Source organism: Streptosporangium sp. NPDC049078 (assembly GCF_040648855.1).
In the GTDB taxonomy this organism is placed as follows: Bacteria; Actinomycetota; Actinomycetes; order Streptosporangiales; family Streptosporangiaceae; genus Streptosporangium.
Map to the genome: position 1 here is coordinate 37778 of NZ_JBEZEL010000005.1, position 25764 is coordinate 63541.

Here is a 25764-nt window from a genome sequence, read left to right on the forward strand (position 1 = left end):
AAGGGGTCAGGTCGGAAGGCGGAAGTCCAGGTCGGGGACGATCTCGGCGACGTCCATCTGGGCCTTCTGGAGCCTGCCCGAGTGGTCCCAGTTCATCGCCTGCCAGCGGGTGAACTGGTCGAGGACCCACATGCCCGACTGGCGGCTGCCGTTGCCCGACTTGCCGTTGCCGCCGAAGGGCAGGTGGGCCTCCGCGCCCGAGGTGGAGTTGTTGACACTGACCATGCCGGCGCCGATGCCCTCGCGGAAGCGGAACACCGACGCCGGGTCGGTGGTGTAGACGGAGGAGGAAAGCCCGTAGCCGGGGAGATTGGCCAGCTCGACGGCCTCGTCCAGCGTGTCGAAAGACGTCACGCCGACGATGGGGCCGAAGGTCTCCTCCAGGAAGAGCCGGTCGCCGGGGCGGACGCCGTCCACGATCACCGGGTGATAGTAGAGACCGCCTTCCCCGGTGAAGTCGCCGCGCGGGTTGTCCGAGGTGATGCGGCCGATGGGGCCGGAGACGACCGCGTGGTGCGGCTGGATCCAGCCCAGATACTCCTCGTAGCGCGCGGCGAACCTCTGGTCGAGCAGCGGCCCGCACAGCACGTCCCCCGCCGGGTCGCCGATCGCGGCCCCGGCCACGGCGCGTGCGTACCGGCCGAGAAAATCCCCGTGGACGCTCTCGTGCACGATCACCGTGCCGAGCGACGTGCACCGCTGCCCGGCGGTGCCGAAGCCCGCGAACAGCGCGCCCTCCACGGCCAGGTCGAGGTCGGCGTCGGGCATCACCACCATCGGGTTCTTGCCGCCCAGCTCCAGGCACGGAGACTGCAGGTGGCGCCCGCACAGCTCGCCGACACGGCGGCCCACCTCGGTGGAGCCGGTGAATCCGACCTTGTGCACCGTGCCCTCCGCCAGGGCCGCCGCCAACCCCTCGAACGTCGCGGCGCCGTCGGCGAGAACCAGGTTCAGCACGCCGTCGGGCAGCCCCGCCGCGACGAACAGCCGGTAGAGCGCGTGCGCGGAGGCCGCCGCGTACTCGGCGGGCTTCCACACCACCGCGTTGCCGCACAGCAGGGCCGGGACCAGATACCACGACGGCACCGCCACGGGGAAGTTGCCCGCCGTGATCACCGCGGCCACCCCAACGGGGACCCGGAAGGTGAACAGGTTCTTGTCCGGCATCTCCGAGGGGACCGTCTGCCCGTACAGCCGTCTGCCCTCGCCGAGGAAGAAGTCGCACGTGTCGACGATCTCGCGCACCTCGCCCAGCGCCTCGGCGTACGGCTTGCCGATCTCGCGGGTGACGAGGCGGGCCAGTTCCTCGGCGTTCGCCTCCACCAGGCGTCCGATCGAGGCGATCACCCGACCCCGCACGGGCGCGGGGACCCGCGCCCACTCCCGTTGCGCGGCGGCGGCCGTGCGGCACGCGGAGGAGAACGTGCTCGCGTCCGCCAGCCGGACCCGCGCGACCACCTCGTCCACCCGAGCCGGGTTGACCGACTCGTAGGCCGTGCCGTTGGACGTTTCCTTTCCGCCGATGACGGAGACGATCTCGCTGGTCATCTTTGACCTCCCGGTGTGGACCTTGACCGCATTCTCCCCGCGATCCGGGAGCCCGTCACCTCGGCGGGAGGCCGTTCGCGTCATCTCCTCGCGTCGGTCCGTCCTGTCGTCCATCGGAGCATGCGAAGGGCGGCGGAACCCGTACGCGGCCCGTTCCGGCCACGGGAAGGTCGGCGGGGCCCGTACGCGACCCGTCCGGCCACGCGGAGCTCGACCCCGGCCGTGCGGCGGAGCCGAGCACGTCCTCCGTCAAAGCATTCCGTCAAAGCATGCGGAAGTCGGCGAAGTCGAAGCCCGGTGACACGACGCAGCTCACCAGCACGCCCTCGTCGCCGGTGGGACGGGCGGCCTGCCAGGTGCCGCCGGGCACCAGGGCCTGGAGGACCTGCCCGTCCTCCACCCTGGGCCCCAGGGTCACGCTCTCCGAGGGCTGGCCCTCGTGGCCACCGAGGATCAGGGTCAGCGGGCCGCCCCGGTGCCAGAACCACACCTCGTCGGAGGTGACCACGTGCGGGCGCGACTCCTCACCGGGCTCCAGCAGGAAGTAGATCCCGGTGGCGGTGGCTCGCGCACCGGCGTACCCGGGCGGGGTGAGGTCGACGGAGGTCTTCCAGGTCTCCCGGAACCAGCCGCCCTCGGGGTGCGGCAGCAGGTCGAGGGCCTCGGCGAGCGGAGGACGTGAAGGAGTCGTCATCGCACCGATTCTAGGGACTTCCGGGGACGCGGTTCTGTTCGACGTGCTGTGGGACGGCCGTTGGGGGTGCGGTTCCCTGAGGGGTGTGGTTCCGTTCGACGTGCTGTGGGACGGCCGTCGCGGACGGGTCCGGATTTGTCGGCGGGGTTGGCTAGGTTCGGTCCGTGATCGAACGGTGGAACCGGGATCAGGTGCTGGCGCTCGCGCCCGACGCCTCGTCCAAGAAAGCGGCCCAGGGCGTTTCCTCCCCCGGCAAGTGGTCGGGATGCGGCGTGACCGCCGACGCGGTGTGGGGCGAGTGCAAGGGCAGCGGCTCCAAGCCCTACCGGGCGTGCGTCGACCTGTCGGAGCCCGCCTACCGGTGCAACTGCCCCAGCAGGAAGTTTCCCTGCAAACACGCCCTCGGTCTGTTGCTGCTGTGGTCGGCGGACGGTGTTCCGGCCGCCGAGGAGCCCGCCGACTGGGTGGCCGAGTGGCTCGAAGGGCGGCGCGGTCGCGCGGCCAAGGCGGCGGAGGCGGGGACGGCCCGCGCGGCCAGGGCCGCCGAGCCCGGTCCTGCGGACGGTCGCCGGGCCGCGCAGCGCGAGCAGCGGGTGACCGCGGGGCTGTCGGATCTGGAGCGCTGGCTCGCCGACCAGGTCAGGCAGGGCATCGCGAAGTCGCGGCGCCACGATCAGTGGGACGAACTGGTCAAACGCCTGATCGACGCCCAGGCGCCCGGCGTCGCGGGTTCGCTGTCGCGCCTCGGTGCCGCGCTGGACGGCGACGACTGGCCCGCACGTCTCCTCAGCGAGTACGCGCTGCTGCACCTGCTCTGCGTGGCCCATCGCAGCCTTCCCCTCCGGGTGGGCGGCGGCTCCGAGATCCGTTCCGACGCGCTGGACGGCGAGGCGGTGCGCGGGGAAGCGGCTCCCGTGGGGCTTCTCGAAAAAGTGCGCGACCGGATCGGCTTCCCGATGACGAAGGAGGAGGTGCTCGCCCGCGGCACCGTGCGCGACCTGTGGGACGTGCTGGGACGGCGCGACGAGGAGCACGACCGGCTGATCGCGCGCCGGGTCTGGCTTCGCGGGCGCGCGACGGGCCGGGCGGCGCTGGTGCTCTCGTTCGCCCCGGTCGGGCAGGCCCTCGACGCCTCACTCGTCACCGGCACGACCATCGACGCCGACCTGGCGTTCTATCCCGGCTCCGCTCCGCTGCGCGCGGTGGTCGCCGCCCGTCACGACACCGCCCGTCACGACACCGTTCGCCATGATCCCGCCCACCGCGATCCCGCTCACGATGACCTCGCCCACCGCGATCCCGGTCGTCATGGCGACGTTCGTGACGGTCCCGCCCCTCATGACGTCGCCCGTGACCGGGGCGCCATGGCGGGGCCGCCGCCAGGCCTCACCGTCGAGCAGGCTCTCGACGAGGTGGCCGAGGCCCTCGCGGGCGACCCCTGGCTCGACTCCTGGCCGCTCGTGCTGGAGGGGGTGACCCCCGCGGGCAGCGGTTCGCGGCTGCTGGCCGGGCCCTCCGGCGGTCTGCCGCTCCATCCGTCCGCGGGCACCCCGTGGCGGCTGGTCGCCACCTCCGGCGGACACCCGCTGACCGTCGCCGCCGAATGGACCCCGAGAGGGCTGCGCCCTCTCACGACCTGGGACGAGGAAGGCAGGGTGATCGTCCTGTGAGCACCTCCGCCGAATGGGAGGACCTGGTGTCCACCGCGCTCGTCGGGACCGACCGGCGCCCTCTGCCGGGTCAGGAGGCGAGCGAGGTCGAGCTGCTCGGTCGCGCGGCCGTGCACACGCTGCGGATGCGCGCGGGACGGCGGCCGGTCGCCGCGGGCGAGCCGTCGGCCGTCGCGGCGCCCGAGGAGCAGCCCGCGGTCTCGCGCGCCGCGGGGGAGCGGCTCTCCCGCATCCTCGGCGGTGAGCAGCCGAGGCTGCTCACCGAGTGGCTGGAGACCGCGGCCGCGCGCGGATACCGCCTCTCGCCGCACCTGCTGCCCGAGCTTCTCGACCACGCGGCCAAGGACCGGTCGATCCGCCCGCACCTCGGCGTCCTCGCGGGAAACCGCGGACGCTGGCTGGCCGGGTTGAACCCGGCGTGGGCCTTCCTGCTGGAGGAGGTCACCGGAGCCGCCACCACCGGCTCCGACGAGGTCTCCGAGATATGGGAGTTCGGCACCTTCGGTGACCGCCGCGTCCATCTGGGAGCGCTGCGGGCGACCGACCCGGCGAGAGCGAGAGAGCTGCTCGCCGCCGGCTGGGAGAAGGAGACCGCCGAGGACAGGGCGGCGTTCCTGGAGGTTCTCGTCACCGGGCTCTCGCCCGACGACGAGCCGTTCCTGGAGGCCGCGCTCGACGACCGCCGCCGTGAGGTCCGCAACCAGGCCGCCGACCTGCTCACCCGGCTCCCCGGATCGCGCCTGGCCCTGCGCATGGCCGAGCGGGTCGCCCGCTACGTCACCGTCTCCGGCGGCGAGATCCACGTCACCCCGCCGGTGGCCTGCGACAGCACCATGGAGCGCGACGGCATCCGGGCGAAACCGCCCCGGGGGACCGGTGAGCGGAGCTGGTGGCTGCAGCAGGCCGTGGCCCGCACCCCGCTCGGCGTCTGGCCTCGGCTGCTCGGACGACCGCCCCGCGACCTGGTCCGAATGAAGATCGTCGACTGGGGTCGGGAGCTCATGGCCGGTTGGGTCAGGGCCTCCGTCATCCAGGGCGACCCGGAGTGGGCGCTGGAGCTCTTCGCCTGGGATCCGCTCGCCGATCTGCTGGCCGCGCTGCCCCGCGACAAGCAGGAGATCGTCGCGGCCGACTTCGTCCGGCGGCACGGCCTGGACGGTCAGCTGATCATGGTCCTCGGCGGGGCCGCGGCCCCCTGGGGGCCCGTCCTGGCCACGGCCGTCCTCCAGAAGATCATCGACGTTTCCGGCACCCAGCCGTGGAACCTCGGGGAGCTGGCCAGACTCGCCGGCGAACGCGTCGACCCCACCCTGCACGACATGGCCGGGCGCCTCTCGCCGGAGCCCCCCATCCAGGAGGTCGCCGCCCTCCTGCGTTTCCGTGACGACATGTTGAAGGAGCTCAGATAGTGACAACGGTTCTGCGGGCCCACGCCGAAGACCAGTACGCCGAGGAGCTGGCGATCCTGGCCAAGGGCGACGATCGCACCCGTCCGCCGGGCTGGAAGCTGTCGCCCTGGGCGGTGACCGCCTACGTCCTGGGCGACGGCGACCAGATCACCCCCAAGTACATCGGGCCGCGGCGCATCGTCGAGGTGGCCGTGGCGACGCTCGCCACCGACCGCGCGCTGCTGCTGCTCGGCGTGCCCGGCACCGCCAAGACCTGGCTGTCCGAGCACCTGGCCGCCGCGATCAGCGGCGACTCCACCCTCCTGGTGCAGGGGACGGCGGGCACCGCGGAGGAGGCCGTCCGCTACGGCTGGAACTACGCCAGGCTGCTCGCCGAGGGCCCGTCCATGGAGGCGCTCACGCCGAGCCCGGTGATGCGGGCGATGGCCGAGGGGCGGCTCGCCCGCGTGGAGGAGCTGACCCGCATGCCCTCCGACGTCCAGGACGCGCTGATCACCGTCCTGTCGGAGAAGACGCTGCCGATCCCCGAGCTCAACCGGGAGGTCCAGGCCGCGCGTGGTTTCAACATCATCGCCACCGCGAACGACCGCGACCGGGGCGTCAACGACCTGTCGAGCGCGCTGCGCCGCAGGTTCAACACCGTCGTGCTGCCGGTCCCCGCCACCGCCGAGGAGGAGGTGGACATCGTCTCCCGGCGGGTCGGCCAGCTCGGCCGTTCCCTGGAGTTGCCCGAGACCCTCACCGGCCTGGAGGAGATCCGCCGCGTGGTCACGGTCTTCAGGGAACTGCGCACCGGGGTCACCGAGGACGGCCGCACCAAGGTCAAGTCCCCCAGCGGAACGCTCAGCACCGCCGAGGCCATCTCCGTCCTCACCAACGGCATCGCCCTGGCCGCGCACTTCGGCGACGGGGTGCTCCGTGCTTCCGACGTGGCCTCTGGCATCGTCGGCGCCGTGATCCAGGACCCGGTCTCCGACCGCGTCGTCTGGCGTGAATACCTGGAGACCGTGGTGCGCGAGCGTCAGGACTGGCGCGACTTCTACCGGGCCTGCCGTGACGCGGGCTGAGGCGGTGGCCCCCGAGACGGGCGCCTTCCCGGTCTCCGCGTTCTCGGCCCCCCTGGTTCCTGTCTCCGTGCCGCCGGTCTTCGCGCGTCCGGTCACCCTCTCACAGGTCTTCGCCCTCCCGGTTTACATGTCGTCGGTGCCGCCGGTCACGCTTCCTCCCCGGGTGGGCGGGGGACGCCGATGAGCGTCTCCGTGCTGGGAATCCGGCACCACGGCCCGGGGTCGGCGCGGTCCCTGCGCGACGAGCTCGAACGCCTCAAGCCGGACGTCGTTCTCATCGAGGGTCCGCCCGAGGCGGACGAGCTGGTCAGGCTGGCCCGTGATCCCGACCTGCGGCCGCCGGTCGCGTTGCTCGCCCACGTACCGGGTGAGCCGTCCAGGGCCGCGTTCTGGCCGTTCGCGGTGTTCTCCCCCGAGTGGCAGGCCATCCGCCACGCCGTCGCGGCGGACATCCCGGTCCGCTTCTGCGACCTGCCGGCCGTGCACGGCCTCGCCTCCCGTCCCGGCGAGCCCGAGGGCGCCGGGCCGGGGGAGCGCAGGCGGCAGGAGGCACCGGAGGACACCGGAGCGGGAGGACCGGACGACAAGGCCCCCGACACCCGGGACGAAGCGGCCCACGACGGCGACACGGACGGCGACACGGACGGCGACACGGACGGCGACACGGACGGCGACACGGACGGCGACACGGACGGCGACACGGACGGCGACACGGACGGCGGGGCGGACGACGCCGCCCCGGAGTCCGTACGGATCGATCCGATCGGCACTCTCGCCCGCGCCGCCGGGTACGACGACCCGGAGCGGTGGTGGGAGGACGCGGTCGAGCACCGCGGCGACACCCCGTTCCATATGATCGCCGAGGCGATGGAGGCCGTCCGCGAGGGGCACGTCGCCGACGCGTACGAGGCGCGGCGCGAGGCATTCATGCGGCGCACGATCCGCAGGGCGGTGAAAGACGGGTTCGAGCGGATCGCCGTGGTCTGCGGGGCCTGGCACGTCCCCGCGCTGGCGGGCACGTCGCGCGAGGGCGCGCCCTGGGGAGCCGGGCTGCCCACGGCGAAGGCCGACGACGCGCTGCTCAGAGGACTGCCCAAGGTCAAGGCCGAGATGACCTGGGTGCCGTGGACGTACGGGCGGCTGGCCGCCTGGAGCGGGTACGGCGCGGGAGTGACCTCCCCCGGCTGGTACGACCACCTGTTCGCCTCCCCCGACCGGCCGGTCGAGCGGTGGCTGACGGCGGCGGCCGGAGTGCTCCGCGAGGAGGACCTGCCGGTCTCCTCCGCGCACGTCATCGAGGCGGTCCGGCTCGCGGAAAGCCTGGCCGTGCTCAGGGGACGGCCGCTGGCCGGGCTGGCCGAGGTCACCGAGGCGGTCAGGGCGGTGCTGTGCGAGGGCGACGACCTGCCGGTCGAGCTGATCCAGCGGCGTATGGTCGTCGGGGAGCGGCTCGGCCAGGTGCCCGACGACACCCCGATGGTCCCTCTCCAGCGTCACCTGCGCGAGGAGCAGCGGCGAGTGAGGCTCAAGCCCGAGGCGCTCGATCGGGAGTACGACCTCGACCTGCGCAAACCGCTCGACCTGGAGCGCAGCAGGCTGCTGCACCGGCTGCGACTGCTCGGCGTCGGCTGGGGCACCCCCCAGGAGAGCCGGGGCAAGGGCACCTTCCGCGAGTCGTGGTCGCTCGCCTGGCGGCCCGAGTTCGACATCGACCTGATCGAGGCGAGTTCCTGGGGCACGACCGTCCCGGCCGCCGCCGCCGCGCGGGTCCGAGACCTCGCCGACGGGGGAGGAGCGCCCGGCACGGTCTCCCGGGACGGTGCTTCCGGCGGCGCGGCCGGTCCGGGAGGTGGCGGGCGGGGCGGGACCGGCGGTGTGACGCTGGCCGGGCTCACCGGCCTGGTGGAGCGCTGCCTCGTCGCCGACCTGCCGGAAGCGCTGCCGTACGTGCTCGACGCCCTCTCGGCGCGGGCCGCTCTCGACAACGACGTCACGCACCTGATGGACGCGCTCCCGGCGATGGTCCGCGCCCAGCGCTACGGCGACGTGCGCGGCACCCCGGCCACCGGCCTGGCCACCATCGTGGAGGCGATGCTCACCAGGATCTGCGTCGGCCTGGGTGGCGCCGTCACCGGTCTCGACGACGACGCCGCCCGCGACCTGATCCGGCACATCGACGCCGTCCACGCCGCCGTCGCCCTGCTCGACACCGGCCCCACCGACCCGGACGGCGCCCACGCTCCCGAGGGGGGTTCCGGGGAGTCAGGAAAGGTCGGAGAGGAGGCGCCGCGGGAGCGGTGGCTGGTGGCACTGCGCGGGGCCTGCGGCCGCACCGACCTGCACGGGCTCATCGAGGGACGGCTCACCAGGATCCTGCTGGACGCCGCCGACCTCGACACGGCCGAGGTCGGACGGCGGATGTCGCGGGCGATGTCGGCGGGACACCCGCCGGCCAGGGCGGCCGCCTGGATCGAGGGATTCCTGTCGGGGGGCGGGCTGCTGCTCGTGCACGACCCCCGGCTGCTCGGGCTGATCGACGAGTGGCTCACCGGGCTCGCCCCCGAGACCTTCGTCGACGTGCTCCCCCTGCTCCGCAGGACGTTCGGCGCCTTCGCCGCCCCGGAGCGGCGCTCGATCGGCTCGCGCGTCCGCTCCCTGGGCACGGGCAGCGGCGACCTCGCGCCGGACGCGGAGGACTTCGACGAGGAACGCGCGGCGGCGGCCGTGCGGACCGTGCTGACGATTCTGGGACCGGCGATCTCTGGAAGGACGGGCAGTGCCGATGGATGAGAGACTCCGCCGCTGGCGAATGGTCCTGGGCGGCGACGCGGACGGCACAGGGTGCTCGCTCACCGGTACCGACGCCCAGATGGACGGCGCGCTGGCCGCCCTGTACAACGGCGGCGGCGAGGGGTCGGAGCGGAGCGGTGGCCTCGGCGCCTCCGCGCCCAGGGTGGCGCGCTGGCTGGGCGACATCCGCTCCTACTTCCCCTCGACCGTCGTCCAGGTCATGCAGAAGGACGCCGTCGAGCGGCTGAACCTGACCCGGCTGCTGATGGAGCCGGAGATGCTGGAAGCCGTCGAGCCGGACGTCCACATGGTCGGCACGCTCCTCTCGCTCAACCGGGTGATGCCGGAGAAGGCGCGCGAGTCGGCCAGAGCTCTGGTCCGCAAGGTCGTCTCCGAGCTGGAGCGGAAACTGGTGCAGAAGACGAAGGCCGCGGTGACCGGCGCCCTGGACCGGTCGGCGAGGACCCACCGGCCCAAGCGGGTCGCCGACATCGACTGGGACCGCACGATCCGGGCCAACCTGAAGAACTACCTGCCCGAGCGCAACACGGTGATCCCGTCCAGGCTCGTCGGGTACGGCAGGCGGCAGCGGGCGGTCCAGCGCGAGGTCGTGCTCTGCATCGACCAGAGCGGGTCGATGGCCGCCTCCGTCGTCTATTCGAGCGTCTTCGGAGCGGTGCTCGCCTCGATGAGTTCGCTGAGGACCTCGCTGGTCGTCTTCGACACGGCGGTCGTCGATCTCACCGACCAGCTCCACGACCCGGTGGAGCTGCTGTTCGGCACCCAGCTCGGCGGCGGCACCGACATCAACCGGGCCATCGCCTACAGCCAGGGGCTCATCACCCGGCCCAACGACTCGATCTTCATTCTGATCAGCGACCTCTACGAGGGCGGCGTACGGGAGGAGATGCTCCGCAGGGTCGCCCAGATGACCGCGTCCGGTGTCCAGGTGATCGTGTTGCTCGCGCTCTCGGACGAGGGGGCGCCCTTCTACGACCACGACAACGCCGCGGCGCTCGCGGCGATGGGGGTGCCCGCCTTCGCCTGCACTCCCGACGCCTTCCCCGACCTGATGGCCGCGGCGATCGAGCGCCGCGACATCGGCCAGTGGGCCGAGCGCAGGCTGGAGCGCACCGCCACCTGATCCCGTCCCGGTGAGGGCGGTAGGGCCACGGGGGCCCGCCCTCACCGGGACGTCAGGGGACGACGGCCCCGGCTCGCCGTGCGCGGTCCGTGGCCTGGAGCTGAACCGGACCGTGGCACGGTCGGTGGTCCGAGGGACCTGAACCGGGTCGTGGCGCGGTCCGCGGCGTGAGGGAGGCGGACCGGATTGTGGCGCGGCCGGAACGTGCGGCGCCCGGGCCGGCTCGTGGCGCGGTCAGGGCGTGAGGGCGAGCAGTTGCTTGAGGGAGTCGCGCAGGTGCTCGCTCATCGGGCTCGGTCGCAGCGTGGCCGGGTCGAGCCTGACCTGGACCCGGCGGCCCTCGGCGTGCACGACGGTGTGGTCGGCCGACAGCACACGGAAGCCGTACACCACGCTGGTGGTGCCCAGGCGTTCCAGCCAGAAGTGCACCGCGGCCTCGCCCACGGTGTTGATCGGCGTGTGGTAGGTGATGGAGAACTCACGTACCACGAAGAAGATCTCGGCGAAGTGCGACCGGGCGGGGTCGAACGGCCACCCTCGCTCGGCCCAGTAGTCGGACAGTGCCCGCTCGAGAAGCAGGACGTAGCGAGCGTTGTGGACGACGCCCATCGCGTCGAGGTCGTCGAAGTGGATCTGGACGGGCTGGATGTGCCCGCTCCGCAGGACGGTCGTCATGTCAGGTCTCCGGGAGGACGCAGGGGTCGGTCGAGAGGGAACGGAGCCGTTCGAGGACGGCCGTGCGCGCGAACCGGTAGCTGTGCTCGCGTTTGAGCAGGTGGGTGTGGACGACCACGACCGAGCCGAGTGCCTCGATCTCGAAGGCGAGCTGGGCGGGGTCGGTGCCGGGCCGCAGCTCGCCCAGCTCGATCGCGAGCTCGCTGAGCCGGGTCAGCAGGTTCATCCAGCTGCCGACGGCGTCGGCGACGGCGTCGTGGACCGGGCCGGGGCGGTCGTCGAACTCGCCGTCGACGGTGCCGAAGAAGCAGCCGCCGGGCAGGTGTCCCGCGCGGTAGAAGTCGATGCGGCGCTCGTGCAGGGTCCACAGCCTGCGCACCCCCCGAGGGCCGCGCAGGGCGGGCTCGACGATGTGCTCGGTCCACTGTTTTCTGGCGTGTTCCACGATCGCGAGTTGAAGCGATTGTTTGTCGGGCCAATGAGTGAAAAGTCCGGACTTGCTCACGCCGAGTGTCGCGGTCAGCCGGGCGAGTGACAGGCCGTCGAGCCCTTCGACCGAGGCGAGCCGGACGGCGGCGTCGAGGACCGTCCGGCGAGTGCGCTCTCCGCGCTGGAGTCGTCCGTCGATCATGTCTGGAACCCTAGCAAACAATATGACCGAACGGTCGTTAATATTCTTCGCCGCTTCGCCGCTTCGCCGCTTCGCCGCTTCGCCGCTTCGCCGCTTCGCCGCTTCGCCGCTTCCGCTGGGCTTGGCCTCCCGCGTCGTGGGCGTCGGCCGGAATCACCGTGAAACGGTATGGATGCCCCGAGCCCGGCCTCCCGCGTCGGTGGACACCGGTCCTACGACCAAGGGCTGATCCGGGGGCCGATGCGTGCCGCCGCGCGGTGGCCGTACCGTCGACCCCATGACCACCGTGATGACCGACAAGCCTCCCGCCGGGATATTCGCCCGGAGCCACCGCGCTCTCACGGTCGGGATGGTGGCCCTCATCTTCCTGGCCGCCTTCGAGTATCTCGCGGTGGCCACCGCGATGCCGGTCGTGGCCGACGAGCTGGACGGTCACGCGCTGTACGGGCTGGCGTTCAGCGGGGCGCTGGCGGCCGGGGTGGTCGCGACGGTGCTGGGCGGGTGGTGGGGGGATCGCAAAGGGCCGGTCGCGCCGTTGTGGACCGGGGTGGCGATCTTCGCCGTCGGGCTGGTCGTCGCCGGGGCGGCGCCGACGATGGACGCGTTCATCGTGGGCCGGTTCGTACAGGGATTCGGCGCGGGCATCCTGCAGGTCTCGATGTACGTGCTGGTCTCGCGGTCCTACCCGGCGGAGCTTCATCCCCGGGTGTTCTCGATCTTCGCGACGGCCTGGGTGGTGCCCTCCATGGTGGGACCGGTGATCACCGGCATCGTGGTGGAGAACGTGGGCTGGCGCTGGGTCTTCATCGGCGTGACGGGGATCCTCCTCCCGGCGGCGCTGCTGCTCTGGCGCGGGCTGGCCTCCGCGCCGATGGCGAAGCCGGAGAAGGCCGAGACGGAACCGGTGCCGGTGTCAGCGGGACCAGGGGCGGGGGCGGTGATGGAGCCGGTTCCGGAGGCCGGCGCGGGTGCGGCGGTGTCAGGGACGGGTGAAGGAGAGGTGACGAAGCGGCCGTCCGGCGCCCGGTCCTCGATCACGCGCCGGCTGGGCTGGGCGCTGCTCGTCGCGGCAGGGGCGGCGCTCATACAGTACGGCGCGTCGGCGCTCACGGAGGCCGGCGGCGCGGCGCGCGGCACCGGGTTCGTCCTGCTCGCCGCCGGCCTGGCCACGTTGATCGCGGCGCTGCCCCGGCTGCTCCCCCCGGGAACCCTGCGCGCGGCCCGTGGGCTGCCCTCGGTGATCTCCCTGCGCGGGATCGCGGCGGGCGCGGCCATCGGCGGTGAGGCGTTCCTGCCACTGATGCTGAACCAGGAGCGTGGCCTGTCGCTGACGATGGCCGGGCTCACCCTGACCGGCGGTGCGCTGAGCTGGTCGTTCGGGTCCTGGCTGGTGGGCCGCAAGCGGTTCGACCGGGTTGTGGTGCTGCGTTCCGGCTCGGTGATGATCGCCGCGGGCCTCGCGCTGATGGGCCTGACCGTCTTCGCCGTCGTCCCGGTCGCCACCGCCTTCCTCGGCGAGATCATCCTGGGCTTCGGTATAGGCATCGTCTACCCGACGCTTTCCGTGCTCGTCCTGGAGCTGTCGCCCCCGGGGCAGGAGGGGGAGAACAGCGCGTCGCTCGGTGTCGCCGAGTCGGTCTACACGGTCGTCGCGGTAGCGATCACCGGGGCGCTCCTCGCGGCCCTGGGCGCCTCGGTCGCCGTCTACGTGCTCTGTTTCTGGCTGACGGCGCTGATGGCGGCCACCGGGGCACTCGTCGCCGGCCGGGTCCTGCCCAGGACATGAGACCTGCTCGTCTATGCGCTCCGAACCCCCTGCGCGTCCGAGACCTCAGGTGGAAGGGGGACTCTCCACCGAATCCCCCTTCGCGCCGGAGGCGTTCACCGGACGCCGTGGCACCATGGGAAGAACGCCGTTCTTCGTGGTGTTGAGGGGGGAGTCCCGCCTTCGGGCGGGATTCGTGTTTCCTGGCCCGGCTTCTCCGGGCACGGAAAGTCGCCGGAGTCCGAGGTCGTTCGGGCTCGGAGAGATCGAGGGGTCCATGCCGCGTATCCGTGAGCTCGAGGTGTTCCGGCTGATACTGCCGTACGGCAGGCGGCCGGAGAGCATCCTCGTCCGGCTCACCGACTATGGCGGGATGACCGGGTGGGGCGAGGTCGTCGACGCCGACCCCAAGACCTGGGTCGCGCTGGAGGAAGGGCTCGCGCAGGCGCTGATCGGCGTCGACTGGGAGCATCCCGACGAGCTGGGCTCGATTCCCGGAGGGTCGGCCGCCGACATGGCCTGCTGGGATCTGTGGGCGAAGATGCGCGGGGTGCCGCTCGCCCACGCGCTGGGCGGCACCCGCACCTCGCTCATGGCCACCGTCAGGATCGGCGCGGAGCGCAACCTGGAGAGCCTGGTCGCGCGGGTGAACCGGCACGTCTGCGCCGGGTACGCCCACGTCACCCTGGACGTTCACCCGGGCTGGGACATCGAGCCGCTGCGCGCCGTCCGTCAGGCGTACCCGGCGCTGGGCATCGGCGTGGACGCCCGTGGCGCCTACACCGACATCGGCGCCCTCGAGGCGCTGGACGCCTACACGCTCTCCGTCATCGAGCGCCCCTTCGCCGGTCTCGCGAGTCTCGGTGACCACGCGGACCTGCAGGAGCGCGTCGCCGCCCCGGTGCTGCTGGAGGTCTCCTCGGCCGAAGAGCTGGACGAGGCGGTCACCGCGAGGGCGGGCCGGGCGCTGCTGCTCCGTCCCGCGGCCCTCGGCTCCCTGCGCGAGGTGCGGCGGGTGCACGACCGCGCGGTGCGCGCCGGATGGGAGATCGCCTGCGCTGGAGGAAAGGGCACCGGGCTGGCCCGTGCGGCCACCGTCGCCGCGGCCAGCCTGCCCGGCTGCGACCTGCCCTGCGACGTGGCCGAGCCGCCGCGCAGCGCGCAGATCGTCGACCCGCCGGTCGGCGCGTCGGGCGGCGTGGTGGCCGTGCCGCTCACCCAGGTGGGGCTGGGGCACCGCATCGACGAGGACCGGGTCCGTCGCCTGTCCAAGGAGTCGTACCTGGCTTGACGCGCTCCCCGGCGTGAAAGCCGGAGCGCCGGCCCGCCATGTGGTGGCCGAGGGCCCGGTGACGGATCGTGCGGGAGGTCGACCGCGCCCCGGCCTGTCCGGGGAACCCGGTCGCGCTTCGGCCGTCGTCCTGAGGACCGTCGCCAGGAGAGCCGTCGTCCTGAGACGGGTGGCCCTCGCTCAGCCGCAGCCTTCGGTGATGCCCTTGGGAGTGGTCGGGTCCGGTTTCGCCGTGGCGCTCGTTCCCGGGAGGGGCGTGCGGGTGGGCCCTTGCTCAGCCGCAGCCTGGGGGGTGCGGGTGGGCCCTCGCTCGGTGGTGGCCTTCGGGGTGGCGCCGGGGGCCGCGGTGGCGGTGAGAGGGCGCCGGGTGACGACCGAGGCGCGCAGAGCCTTGGCGGTGACCGTGCGGATCTTGGTCCAGTCGGGGTAGCCGGTGTTGATCAGCGGTGGGACGAACTGGACGCTGGTCACCTTCGCGTTCTTGACCTTCAGCGCCAGCGGCACGAGGTGCTCCAGCATCGGGCGCGGGATGTCGGTCCGCAGCAGTTCCTTGGTGGCGAGCGCGACCTGGTTGAACCTGGACAGTACGGTCGCCGGGTCCGACTGGGAGAGCAGCGCGCCCAGCACGCAGCGCTGGCGTCCCATCCGGGTGTAGTCGTCGCTGTTGGTGCGCGAGCGGGCGAACCACATCGCGTCGGCGCCGCGCAGTTTGCGGGTTCCGGCCTTGACCAGGCCCTCGTCGTACTTGCCGAAGACCACGTCCTGGGGAACGGTGAGCGTCACGCCTCCGATCGCGTCGATCAGCCGGGCGAACCCCCACATGTTGACCAGGGCGTACCAGTCGATCTTCAGCCCGAGCGTGTAGCCGACCGTGTCGACGAGCGTCTTGGTGCCCTGGTTCTTACGGCCCCCGAAGATCTCCGGATGCGAGTCGGCGTACTCCCAGACCGCGAAGAGCAGGTCCTCGCGCGAGCCGTCGGGGTTGGCCGGGAGCCGGAACCCGTCGGGAAAGCGTTTCGCCATGGGGGAGCCGGGGACGAAGCGGACGTTCTCCAGGTTGCGCGGCAGGCTGAGCAGCACGGTGTTGCCGGACTTGACGTCGATGCTGGCCACGTTGATGCTGTCGGTCCGCACGCCCACCCGGTGGGTGTCGGCGTCGCCTCCGAGCAGCAGGATGTTCACCCGGTCGCGGCCCGCCCAGGGGTCCTCCTCGCGGCCGTCCCCGTCGCTCGCGGGACGCGGTGTGGACGGGGCGTTGAAGACGTCGTCCAGTGCCGACTGCGAGACCGCCGCGTACTGCCCGACCAGGCCGAACGGCAGGAGTACGGCCACCGCGAGCGTCCCCGCCACGCCTCCGGCGATCGCCTGTCCTGTACTGGGCAGCGTGCCGGGGTTCATCACCACGAACGAGTGCACGATCAGCGTGAACCAGGCGACGCCGAGCGCGAGGGAGGCCACTGTGACGACGGTCAGCCAGGAGGAGGCGACCAGCTGCCCGGCGAGGTCGGCGAGGTCGGAGGTGAGCGCGACCCAGAGCAGGGCCAGCAACAGCGCCGCGTACGCGCACAGGATCGCCAGTCCCGTCCTGCGCCATCCGGCACGCAGATGCGCGGCGCCCGGGGCGACGGCGGCCAGTGCCGTCCAGCCGATGACCGCACCGACGCCGGGCGGCTTTGATCTGTCCCGCAATTGCTCCCCGTTTCCTCGCGCTTGACCGCCGCAGGGGAGATGGTAGGGGGGCGAAACCAGGCCGCGGGCGACAAACGGGTGAACAAACCGGGAAGCTAATACGCCTATATCTCATCATTTCTACTGCAATCGGGTTCGATCAGGGTTTCGCGGAGATCGAAAAACAGCGCCGCCGCAGTGATCCCCGATGATCCCCGGCGACCCTCGACCTCTCACGCGCGCTCGACGCCGCCGAGAACACCGCCGCCTTCCCGGACGAATCACCCCGGTCCTCTTCCCGCGTGAGGCCCCGAAGCCCTTCGGGAGGTCCCGATGCGGCCGGATGATTCGCACGAACTACCCTGACCGTCATGCCCGACGTTCTCGGTCCCGACTACGAGCTCACGGTCCTGCCGATGGCCGACGACGACGAGGGCACGGTGGTGGCCTCACTGGTGCGGCGACGGGCTCCCGAGCCCGCCCGCGGCGCCGTGCTCTACGTGCACGGCTTCACCGACTACTTCTTCCAGACCCACCTGGCCGACCACTTCGTCGCGAGGGGCTTCGACTTCTACGGCCTCGACCTGCGCAAGTACGGCCGCTCGTTGCTGCCGCACCAGACCCGCGGGTTCGTGCGCAGCGTCACCGAGTACTTCCCGGAGATCGACGAGGCGGTACGCGTCATCCGCGAGCGCGACGGGCACGACCGCGTCGTCCTCAACGCCCACTCCACCGGCGGCCTGATCGCCCCGCTCTGGGCCGACCGCGTCCGCGGCCGGGGCCTCGTCCAGGCGCTGGTGCTCAACAGTCCCTTCCTCGACCTCAACGTCCCCCTTCCCGTGCGGATCGCCGCCGACCTGCTGCGAAGACAACTGTCCAGACTGCCCGCCCGCGCCGTCCTGCCCCTGGTGGCCGCCACCGCGTACGGTACGAGCCTGCACCGCAGCCACCACGGCGAGTGGGACTTCGACCTTGAGTGGAAGCCCATCGGAGGGTTCCCGGTGCACGCGGCCTGGCTGGGGGCGATCCGCCGGGCGCAGCGCAGGCTGCACGACGGCCTCCGGGTGGACGTGCCGGTGCTGGTGCTCTGCGCGGAGAAGGGCCTGCGGCTGCGCGCCTTCATGCCCGAGGCCCAGGAGGCGGACGTCGTGCTCGACCCCGGCCAGATCGCCCGCTGGTCGACCAGCATCGGGTCACACGTGACGTGCGTCCGGGTGCGGGGCGGGATACACGACCTGGTGCTGTCACCCGAACCGGTCCGCAGGCGCGTCCTCGCCGAGATGGACCGCTGGCTCGACGGCTGCCTCTAGGCCCGTCCGCCGGGAGATGACCCCTCGGCGACTCCGGACTCGTCTCCGTCGGCTGCGGTGGCGGGCGTTCACCGGTGGCCGCGTCTCCCGACGCCGGGCGTTCAAAGATGCCTGGTCAGCACGAGTGTCAGGCCTCCACGGGCGTCGGGTGCGGAGTCGTGGTCCAGAGGCGTCGGCGTGCCCGGCTGTCAGTGTTCGAACGGCCGGCGTTCGAAGGCGTGGGGTCTTCACGGGGTGCCGGGCACTTGTCGGTGAGAAGGGCCGTGAAAGCGAAATGTCCCATCGGTTGAGTAGAAGGCGTGACTGCCAAAGTGACACGTCCGGTCGGCCGAGCCGATCCGCCGGGGGAGATCAGCGACGCGGCCCTGCTTGAGCTGTCGCTCCGTAGTCCAGAACGGTTCGGTGAGATCTACGACCGGCATTTCCGCGAGATCCACGGCTACCTGGGCAGGCGACTCGACCAGCAGGCCGCCGACGACCTCGCCGCCGAGGTGTTTCTCACGGCGTTCAGGAAGCGCGATCGGTTCGACCCCGAGCGCGGCGAGGTACGTCCGTGGCTGTACGGCATCGCCACCAACCTGATCGGGCTGCACCGCCGTACCGAGACCCGGAGGCTCGCGGCGCTACGGCGCAGTGCCGCGGCACAGCCCAGTGCGGAGCACGGCCACGAGGAGCGCGTGGCGACCCGCGTCGACGCGCTGAACGCCCAGGGGCGCCTCGCCGGGGAGCTGCTGGCGCTGCCCGACGGCGACCGGGACGTGCTGATGCTGAGCGCGCTGGGCGAACTGAGCCACGAAGAGGTGTCCAAGGCGCTCGGCATCCCGTACGGCACCGTCGGATCCCGGCTGTCGCGGGTGCGTAAGAGGCTCCGTGCCGCCCTGGGCGGCGTCAACCCCCTGCATGGAGGTTCCAGTGGATGACTACCAGGCGGTGCGGGAGCTGTTGCCCGTGCCGTCGCTGTCGCCCGAGGTGGAACGGGCGGGACGCGAACGGCTGAACGCCGCGTTCGCCACGAAACGGGTACGGCGACCCCTGCGGGCCGCCTGGTGGAGTGCGCTGGGACTCGGACTGGCCGGCGCGGCGGCGGCGACCCTGGTCGTCACCTCGGCGGCGCCGCCGAGCCCGCCCGCCACGCGTGGCGTGATCGCCGCGCAGGACGGCAAGCGGTTCCTGCTGGCCGCCGCGACCTCGGTGGCCTCCATGCCCGACGACGGCGCGTGGTGGGGAAGCACCCTGGTCAGCGGCGAGGAGTTCCGTTCCCCCGGCGGTGGCTACACGCTGCGGCAGACCCGGTTGGAGGAGAGCTGGATCCCCGCCGACCCGGAGGCGAGGACCTGGTATCGCTGGACACGTCTTGGAGTCAAGCCCGCGACGCCCCGGGATGAGGAGGCCTGGCGCGCGGACGGAGCGCCGACCTCGTGGACCTACGAGGGAAACACCCCGGGGATGCTGTCGTTCGACGAGCCGCCGGGCGTCGTACGGGCGGCGCGGGGGAAGCCGGACACGTTTTCGAGCGAGGACTGGGACTTCCGTGTCGTGATGGCGGGCCGACCGCTGACCAAGCTGGAGCAACTGCCCGGCACCCCCGAGGACCTGCGGGAGCTTCTCAAGGGCACCGACGAGCGGTCGACCGTCGACAACGTCGTCCGCCTGCTCTTCTTCGCGCCGGTGACGAGCGGGACCAGGGCCGCCGCCTACCGGCTGCTGGCCTCGATGCCCGAGACCGACGCCGTCGGACAGGTGACCGACGTGCTGGGCCGCACCGGGCAGGCGGTCGAGTACCGCTCAGGAGAGTTCCCCACCAGACCGTACGCAGGGGAGACGCGGACGCGGCTGGTGGTCGATCCGGACAGCGGAGCACCCCTTTCCCTTGAGACCCGCTCCGTCCCTGACGGCATGCTCCTGAATTTCACCGCCGTCCGGGAGAACCGCTGGGCCGATGACAACCCACTGAAGGAGAAGAGATGAGATATCCGATGACCGTACTGGCCGGACTGCTGCTCACCGGTCTGCTCGCCGTTCCCGCGGCGGCCGCCACACCGCCCGAGGCCGACTACTGGCGCGTCGAGGTGGTGGGGACCAGGGACCACCCGCGTCCGGTCGGCAGTGGCTACACCGTTACGGAACGATCGGTCAGCGTCGACTGGCAGACGCCCGACGGCAAGCTCTGGGGCGCCTACCGCGAGCTGGGCGCCCGGCCCAAGAGCGAGAAGGACAGGGCGGCCTGGAAGGCCGACGGGTCGCCGACCTCGTGGACCTATCGCACGGAGGGCATGAAGATCTCCCTGTCCACCAAGCCCGGCGAGGGGTACGTGAAGAAGACGCCGAAGTGGCCCGGCGGCTTCATGCTGCGCGAGAGTCGGTTCGTCACCTACCGGCAGCTCCAGTCGCTGCCCACCGATCCCGCCGCTCTGCGGGCGTACATGGTCAAGGACGTGCGGGCCTGGATCGACAAATCCGCCGAGGAGGCCAAGACCACCTCTCCGAACTCCACGATCGACAACTGGCTGAACAACCTGGATCGGTACGTGGCCGAGTACGCGATCGACCTGCTCTACAGGAACCCGGTGCCGTTCAAGGTCAGGTCCGCCGCCTACCAGGTGTTGAAGACCACCAAGGGTGTCAAGGACCTCGGCCGGGCCAAGGACCCGCTGAACCGCTCAGGCCAGAAGCTCGCCCTGCCGCCCCTCGCCCAGAAATACCAGAAGGGCTGGTCGCTGGAGGAGCGGTTCGTCGTGGACACCGCCACGATGACGCTGCTCGCCCACTACGTCGACTCCTCTGACAAGGGCAAGAGCCGGGTCGACTACTACAGGGTCGGCTGGACCGACGACAAGCCCGCCATCCCGGCCGCCGGCTGACCTCGCGTTCCGTACGCCGACCGCTATCTCCCCAGAAGGGGCCTTCGCGGTCCCGGGGCCCACGCGACCCCGGGAACGCGTCGCGGGGAGACAGGCACGCGAACACCACCATTCGGCGGAAGAGGGCTTCCTGCCGGTGGAAGAACGCGCATCGAATCATCCAGTGAAGGGAAGACGTGAGAACCGCACGAAGAACGACGAGCCTGCTGGTCGCGGGAATGCTGGCGGTGGGATCGGCGGGACCATCGGCGGCGGGGGCCGCGAGTGGACCCGCGCCGGTGAGCCGGACCTCCCCGGCGGCCGCCGCGCCGGTCACCGTCACGCTGATCACCGGTGACCGGGTGACGGTGACCGGCTCCGGAGCAGTCCTGGTGGAACGGGGTGAGGGCCGGGAGGGCATCTCCTTCACCACCGACGAGCGCGACGGGCGACTGAGGGTCCTCCCCAGTGACGCGTTCGCGCCGCTGCGCGAGGGCCGCCTGGATCCCCGGCTGTTCGACGTGAGCGCGCTCACCGAGTTCGGCTACGACGACCGCAGGGACGACCTGCCGCTCATCGTGACCGGCCGGGGGGCGGGGGCGCGGAACGCGCTGCGCACCGAGATGTCCGCGAGCGGCGCGAAGGTGACACGCGACCTGGCCGCCGTGGACGGGGTGGCCGTACGGACGCCGAGAAAGGAGCGCGCCCGGTTCTGGGACGACGTGGTGAGTGGCGCCCACGCCCGCTCCGGCGGCGCGACGAAGACGAAGATATGGCTGGACGGGCTGCGCAAGCTGTCGCTGGACACCAGCGTCGCGCAGATCGGCGCGCCCGCCGCCTGGGAGAAGGGCCACACCGGCACCGGTGTGAAGGTGGCGGTGCTGGACACCGGAGTGGACGCCACTCACCCCGACCTGGCCGACCGGATGGGCGCGCAGGCGAACTTCACCACCGAGCCCGGCACCGGTGACCCGGTCGGACACGGCACCCACGTGGCCTCCACCATCGCCGGCAGCGGCGCCGCCTCCGACGGCAGGTACAGGGGAGTCGCCCCCGGCGCGCAGATCCTCAACGGCCGGGTCTGCGAGGGGGTCTGGTGTGAGGAGTCGGCGATCCTGGCGGGCATGCAGTGGGCCGGTGAGCAGGGCGCCAAGGTGGCGAACCTGAGCCTGGGCGGCTCCGACACCCCCGAGACCGACCCGCTGGAGCTGGCGGTGGCCGAGGTGACCGAACGCTACGGAACGCTCTTCGTGGTCGCCGCGGGCAACGACGGCGCCGAGCGGTCGGTGGGCTCGCCGGCCAGCGCGGACGCGGCCCTGGCCGTCGGCGCCGTCACCGGGGCCGAGGCACTGGCGGAGTTCTCCAGCCGGGGTCCGCGCGTCGGTGACTCCGCGCTCAAGCCGGAGATCACCGCGCCGGGGGTGGACATCACCGCCGCACGCTCCAAGGATTCACCGGGCAGCGGCTCCTACACCGTCATGTCGGGCACCTCGATGGCCACCCCGCACGTGGCGGGCGCCGCGGCGATCCTGGCAGGTCAGCACCCCGACTGGACGCCTGGGACGCTGAAGGCGGTGCTGATGGGTTCGGCACGCCCCAACCCGGCGCTGGGGATCTTCGAGCAGGGCGCCGGCCGGGTCGACGTGGCGCGGGCCACGACGATGTCGGTGACCGCCGAACCCGGCGGGGTGAGTTTCGGCCTGCAGAAATGGCCACACGGGGATGACACGCCGATCACCGGAAAGGTCACCTACTACAACCCGGGCATCTCGCCGGTGAACCTCGCGCTGTCCGTCGAAGGGCAGGACGGGCACGGCGTGTTCACGGTGAGCCCGGCGACCGTCACGGTGCCCGCGGGCGGTCAGGCCGACGTCTCGGTCACCGCCACCACCGGCACCCGGACCCCTGAAGGCGGCGTCGGCGGCCACCTCGTCGCCACCGGCGACGACGACCTGCGGATCAGCACCCCGCTCGCGGTGGAGAACGAGGTCGAGAGCTACGACCTCACCCTGCGGCACACCGCTCGCGACGGCAGGCCGACCGCCTCCTACTTCACCGTCCTCGAAAGTGTCGACGACCCGACCCGGGAACTGATCTTCCTTGAGGAAGGTGGGGAGACCGTCACCTTGCGGCTGCCGAGGGGCAGGTGGCTTCTGTCGAGCAGCCTTCTCGACAGGAGCCAGGGGAACAGCCACGTCACCCATCTGATTCACCCGGGTCTGGACCTGACCGGGGACCAGACCGTGGAGTTGGACGCCCGGCTGGGCCGGCCGCTCTCGGCCACCGTGCCGAACGCGGCCGCCGTGCAGCTTGCGGCACAGGTGACCTACGCGGCTCCCGTTACCGGGTGGATGGCGAGCAGGACCTACATGAGCGACCGGTTCGAGAACATGGCGACAGCGCAACTCGGACCCGCCCGGACCTACGACGGAGCGATCACCAGAGTCACCGGTCTGTGGGCACAGGCGGACGCCAGCGGCAGCACCGACAACAGTCCTCGCACCTACGGTCTCGCGTGGTTCCACAGGGGCGGAATGGTCACCGGGTTCCGGCGCGATGTCGCCAGGAGTGAGCTCGCCACCCTTCACACCGACTACGCCGCCCACCTGACCGGCGTCTACGGCAGGGCCGCCAGCGGCGCCCGGCCGGCCGGGATAAGTCTTAACGTCTACCTGATGGACGTCAGGATCGCGACACCGTCGGTTTCCACGCACCACGTCAACACCGACGCGGGGGCTCGCTGGATACGTTACTTCGCCGAGTACGGTCCAGAAGGGGAGGAGACCCGGTTCGAGTCGCCGTTCACCGGCTACACCCCCGGCCGCACCTACCGGGAGTCGTGGAACCGGGGCGTCTTCGGCCCCACCCTGCCTCCGGTGGGCGATGGATCCGCGGGCATGTCCCGTACCGGCGACCTGATCTGGGCGGCCGTGCCGCCGTACGGCGACGGGGCCGGTCGGGCCGGTCGGGCGGCGACCACCAAGGCGCGCATCGCCCTCTACCGTGACGGCGTCCTGGTCGGTGAGGAGCCCTCGACGTGGGGCGAGTTCACCGTCCCGGCAGGCGCGGCGGACTACCGGCTGGTCATGGAGTCCGAGCGGGGCGCCCCGGCCACCCTGTCCACCCGCACCTCCACCGCCTGGACCTTCCGCTCGCAACACGTCGGAGGTGAGAGCCCGCTGCCCCTGCCGATCTCCGTCGTCGGGTTCTCTCCCGCGCTGGACGCGCACAACAGCGCACCGGGCGGCCGGACCTACAGCGTGCCGGTCATCGTACGGCAGCAGGCGGGCTCCGGCGCGGGCAAGCCCCGTGACCTCGCCGTAGAGGTCTCCTACGACGACGGCGCCACCTGGAGCCGGGCGAAGGTCCACAACGGCGCGGTGACCCTGCGGCACCCCGCCGCCGGGGGCTTCGCGTCCCTGCGGGCCACGTCCACCGACACCGCGGGCAACACCGTCGAGCAGACCGTCATCCGCGCCTACCGGATCTCTCCGGCGAAGCGGCCGTAGGCGCATCCACGCTCGGCCCGGCCGATGCCGGGCCGAGCTTTTTCCTCCGTGACGATGTCCCCGGACTGTCCCCGGACTGTCCCCGGACGGCGATTCCCGGTCCAACGGTGAGCCCTACCAGGGGAAGGAGAACAGGCCGTAGTAGGCGGCGGCCACCAGCAGCAGGCCGGTGCCGCCCAGCACCCCGGCGACCGCGAAGCTCTGCGGGCGCGAGGGCTGCCAACCCTCGCGCAGTCCCGACACGACGGCCGCCACGCCCGTGACCTCCTGCAGCAGCATCAGCAGCGCCAGGATCCTGATGACCAGCCACCCGGCGAGCACCGCGGGCCACGCCCCGGCCTGGTTGACCGAGAACAGCACGAGCAGCGTGATGAACGCCACCACCGAGACGAGCAGCCCGACCCCGGTCCACGCCATCCGGCGGAACCGCCGCCGGATCGGCGGCCAGATCAGGACGTCGGCCTGCGCCGCGGTGGCGCGACCCCGCAGTCGCGCCGCCATCTCCGCGACCGGCCCGACCACGTAGCCGACCACGGCCAGGCAGAGCGTCAGGCCGATCATCGTGCCCCCGGCGTACCAGGGGGCGGCGGGAACGTCGCTCGCCTCCAGGCGCTGGACCGGTGTGGCGCCGGCGATGTGCACCGAGGGCTTGGCCGTGTCCGGCAGGCCCGTCACCCAGTTGGACAGCGTCCGCAGGTAGTCGGGGACGAGGGGACCGCCGTGGAAGCGCATGCCGTGGTCGGCGCGGTCGAGGTAGCGGATCGTGTAGTCGTCGTTGCCGCCCTCGGTGAGGGCGTCGGTCAACGCCTTGCTGCTCTCCACGAACGGGATCGAGGGATCGCGCGTGCCGTACAGGGCCAGGACCGGCTGCCGCATCTCGCGCAGCGCGGGCAGGCCGTCGTAGCGCAGGAAGTCCGCGTCGACGGCGCCGATCGCGCGGATGAGCAGCTCGCGCACCCCGCTGGGCGCGTACAGCCGCTGGAGCTGCTCGCCCAGCGCCCACGTCACCTGCCGCATGGGGGAGACGTTGGGGGACGACACCAGCACGGTGAACCCGACGGCGCTGCTCTCGTTGGCCGCGATGGGCACCACCCAGCTGCCCTCGCTCACCCCCCAGAGTCCCACCCTGGCCGGGTCGACGTCCTCGCGTGAGCGCAGCTCCTTCAGCACGCGCAGGGCGTCGCGGGCGAGGAGGCCGAAGTCGCGCTTGAGGAAGTCGTAGCCCACGGTCCGCTTGTCGTAGACGAGGGTGACGATCCCGGACCTGGCCAGCCACTCGGCCTGGGTCGTGAACTCGCCCCTGACCCCGGGGCCCGCGCCCTGCACGAAGACCAGCGCCGGGTGCCGTCCGGGGGCGACCGGCGCGCGGATCGTCGCACCCAGTGGCGTACCGTCCTCGGCCGTGACGGTGATGTCCTGCGTGGTGATCTGCCGGTTCGCGGCGACCGGACGGAGCTCTGCGGGCGGCTGGGGGGGAAGGGTCTGGAAGACCGGATCGGCGTGCAGGGGAGTCGGGTCGAACGGCGGCGGCAGCGTGTAGCCCACCGTCGCGAGAATCACCAGGATCAGCCCGGACGCGACGCTCAGGACGCCACGGCCCACCTGGATGTCACCGCGATCCCCGATGGCGATCCGCCTCCGTGCTCGTCGTTGGCTCCGGTATCGTTCCTTCCGATCTTCAAGCGTACTCATCGCCGCCATCCCCGAACAGAGCGGGGGATCGGCGTGACGTGAGTGGCCACATTTGTCGCTG

At 71.9% G+C, this 25764-nt stretch carries 18 protein-coding genes; 12 read left to right on the top strand and 6 right to left on the bottom strand.

Going from position 1 to position 25764, the window contains the following annotated elements; genetic code table 11:
* Window positions 1-6: 6 nt before the first annotated feature.
* Together AB0B90_RS09325 and AB0B90_RS09330 are read right to left on the bottom strand one after the other, a co-directional pair.
* A complete protein-coding gene (locus tag AB0B90_RS09325; protein ID WP_362921853.1) occupies window positions 7-1548 on the bottom strand; it encodes an aldehyde dehydrogenase family protein in 1542 nt (513 codons plus the stop codon).
* Window positions 1549-1810: 262 nt separating this feature from the next.
* The gene (locus AB0B90_RS09330; protein WP_350944187.1) at window positions 1811-2242 is read right to left on the bottom strand and encodes a cupin domain-containing protein; all 432 of its coding nucleotides are present in this window, start codon (window positions 2240-2242) and stop codon (window positions 1811-1813) included.
* A 164-nt stretch (window positions 2243-2406) separates the two neighbouring features.
* Here AB0B90_RS09330 and AB0B90_RS09335 point away from each other — a divergent pair, with 164 nt between their 5' ends.
* The 5 genes from AB0B90_RS09335 to AB0B90_RS09355 all read left to right on the top strand — a co-directional run bounded on the left by AB0B90_RS09335 (window position 2407) and on the right by AB0B90_RS09355 (window position 10322).
* Complete coding sequence (locus tag AB0B90_RS09335) at window positions 2407-3912, top strand: SWIM zinc finger family protein (protein WP_362921856.1); 1506 nt, start codon at window positions 2407-2409, stop codon at window positions 3910-3912.
* Window positions 3909-5321: a DUF5691 domain-containing protein gene (locus tag AB0B90_RS09340; protein WP_350944183.1), complete on the top strand. Its 1413-nt coding sequence runs from the start codon at window positions 3909-3911 to the stop codon at window positions 5319-5321. Before AB0B90_RS09335 ends, AB0B90_RS09340 begins: the two co-directional genes overlap by 4 nt.
* Window positions 5321-6388: an AAA family ATPase gene (locus tag AB0B90_RS09345; RefSeq protein ID WP_362921858.1), complete on the top strand. Its 1068-nt coding sequence runs from the start codon at window positions 5321-5323 to the stop codon at window positions 6386-6388. Before AB0B90_RS09340 ends, AB0B90_RS09345 begins: the two co-directional genes overlap by 1 nt.
* A 180-nt stretch (window positions 6389-6568) precedes the next feature.
* Complete coding sequence (locus AB0B90_RS09350) at window positions 6569-9178, top strand: DUF5682 family protein (RefSeq protein ID WP_362921860.1); 2610 nt, start codon at window positions 6569-6571, stop codon at window positions 9176-9178.
* Window positions 9171-10322 carry a VWA domain-containing protein gene (locus AB0B90_RS09355; RefSeq protein ID WP_350944177.1) on the top strand — a complete coding sequence of 384 codons (1152 nt, stop codon included), beginning with the start codon at window positions 9171-9173 and terminating at the stop codon, window positions 10320-10322. The genes AB0B90_RS09350 and AB0B90_RS09355 overlap by 8 nt, the downstream gene beginning before the upstream one ends.
* A gap of 234 nt (window positions 10323-10556) precedes the next feature.
* On the opposite strand, the gene AB0B90_RS09360 is transcribed toward AB0B90_RS09355, so the two are convergent.
* On the bottom strand, window positions 10557-10997 hold the full coding sequence (locus tag AB0B90_RS09360; RefSeq protein WP_350944176.1) for a thioesterase family protein: 441 nt from the start codon (window positions 10995-10997) through the stop codon (window positions 10557-10559).
* A 1-nt stretch (window position 10998) separates the two neighbouring features.
* Window positions 10999-11628, bottom strand: a complete 630-nt coding sequence (locus tag AB0B90_RS09365; protein ID WP_362921862.1) for a TetR/AcrR family transcriptional regulator — start codon at window positions 11626-11628, stop codon at window positions 10999-11001.
* Window positions 11629-11905: 277 nt separating this feature from the next.
* Between AB0B90_RS09365 and AB0B90_RS09370 the strand changes: the two genes are divergently transcribed.
* On the top strand, window positions 11906-13414 hold the full coding sequence (locus AB0B90_RS09370; RefSeq protein ID WP_362921864.1) for an MFS transporter: 1509 nt from the start codon (window positions 11906-11908) through the stop codon (window positions 13412-13414).
* Between the two features lie 256 nt (window positions 13415-13670).
* Window positions 13671-14684 carry an enolase C-terminal domain-like protein gene (locus tag AB0B90_RS09375; RefSeq protein ID WP_350944170.1) on the top strand — a complete coding sequence of 338 codons (1014 nt, stop codon included), beginning with the start codon at window positions 13671-13673 and terminating at the stop codon, window positions 14682-14684.
* Window positions 14685-14864: 180 nt separating this feature from the next.
* Here AB0B90_RS09375 and AB0B90_RS09380 read toward each other — a convergent pair whose 3' ends face one another.
* A complete protein-coding gene (locus tag AB0B90_RS09380; RefSeq protein ID WP_362921866.1) occupies window positions 14865-16373 on the bottom strand; it encodes an LCP family protein in 1509 nt (502 codons plus the stop codon).
* Window positions 16374-16723: 350 nt separating this feature from the next.
* Between AB0B90_RS09380 and AB0B90_RS09385 the strand changes: the two genes are divergently transcribed.
* From AB0B90_RS09385 to AB0B90_RS09405, 5 genes are all read left to right on the top strand, one after another.
* Window positions 16724-17662 (top strand): alpha/beta hydrolase, encoded by a 939-nt coding sequence (locus tag AB0B90_RS09385; RefSeq protein WP_350944167.1) that lies wholly within the window; start codon window positions 16724-16726, stop codon window positions 17660-17662.
* A 299-nt stretch (window positions 17663-17961) separates the two neighbouring features.
* Complete coding sequence (locus tag AB0B90_RS09390; RefSeq protein ID WP_350944165.1) at window positions 17962-18582, top strand: RNA polymerase sigma factor; 621 nt, start codon at window positions 17962-17964, stop codon at window positions 18580-18582.
* Window positions 18575-19630, top strand: a complete 1056-nt coding sequence (locus AB0B90_RS09395; protein ID WP_362921868.1) for a CU044_5270 family protein — start codon at window positions 18575-18577, stop codon at window positions 19628-19630. Before AB0B90_RS09390 ends, AB0B90_RS09395 begins: the two co-directional genes overlap by 8 nt.
* Window positions 19627-20523, top strand: a complete 897-nt coding sequence (locus tag AB0B90_RS09400; protein ID WP_362921870.1) for a hypothetical protein — start codon at window positions 19627-19629, stop codon at window positions 20521-20523. The genes AB0B90_RS09395 and AB0B90_RS09400 overlap by 4 nt, the downstream gene beginning before the upstream one ends.
* Window positions 20524-20699: 176 nt before the next feature.
* The gene (locus AB0B90_RS09405; protein WP_362921872.1) at window positions 20700-24011 is read left to right on the top strand and encodes a S8 family serine peptidase; all 3312 of its coding nucleotides are present in this window, start codon (window positions 20700-20702) and stop codon (window positions 24009-24011) included.
* 114 nt (window positions 24012-24125) lie between these two features.
* Here the strand turns inward: AB0B90_RS09405 and AB0B90_RS09410 are convergent, their stop codons facing one another.
* On the bottom strand, window positions 24126-25703 hold the full coding sequence (locus tag AB0B90_RS09410) for a prolyl oligopeptidase family serine peptidase (RefSeq protein ID WP_362921874.1): 1578 nt from the start codon (window positions 25701-25703) through the stop codon (window positions 24126-24128).
* Between the last annotated feature and the right edge of the window lie 61 nt (window positions 25704-25764).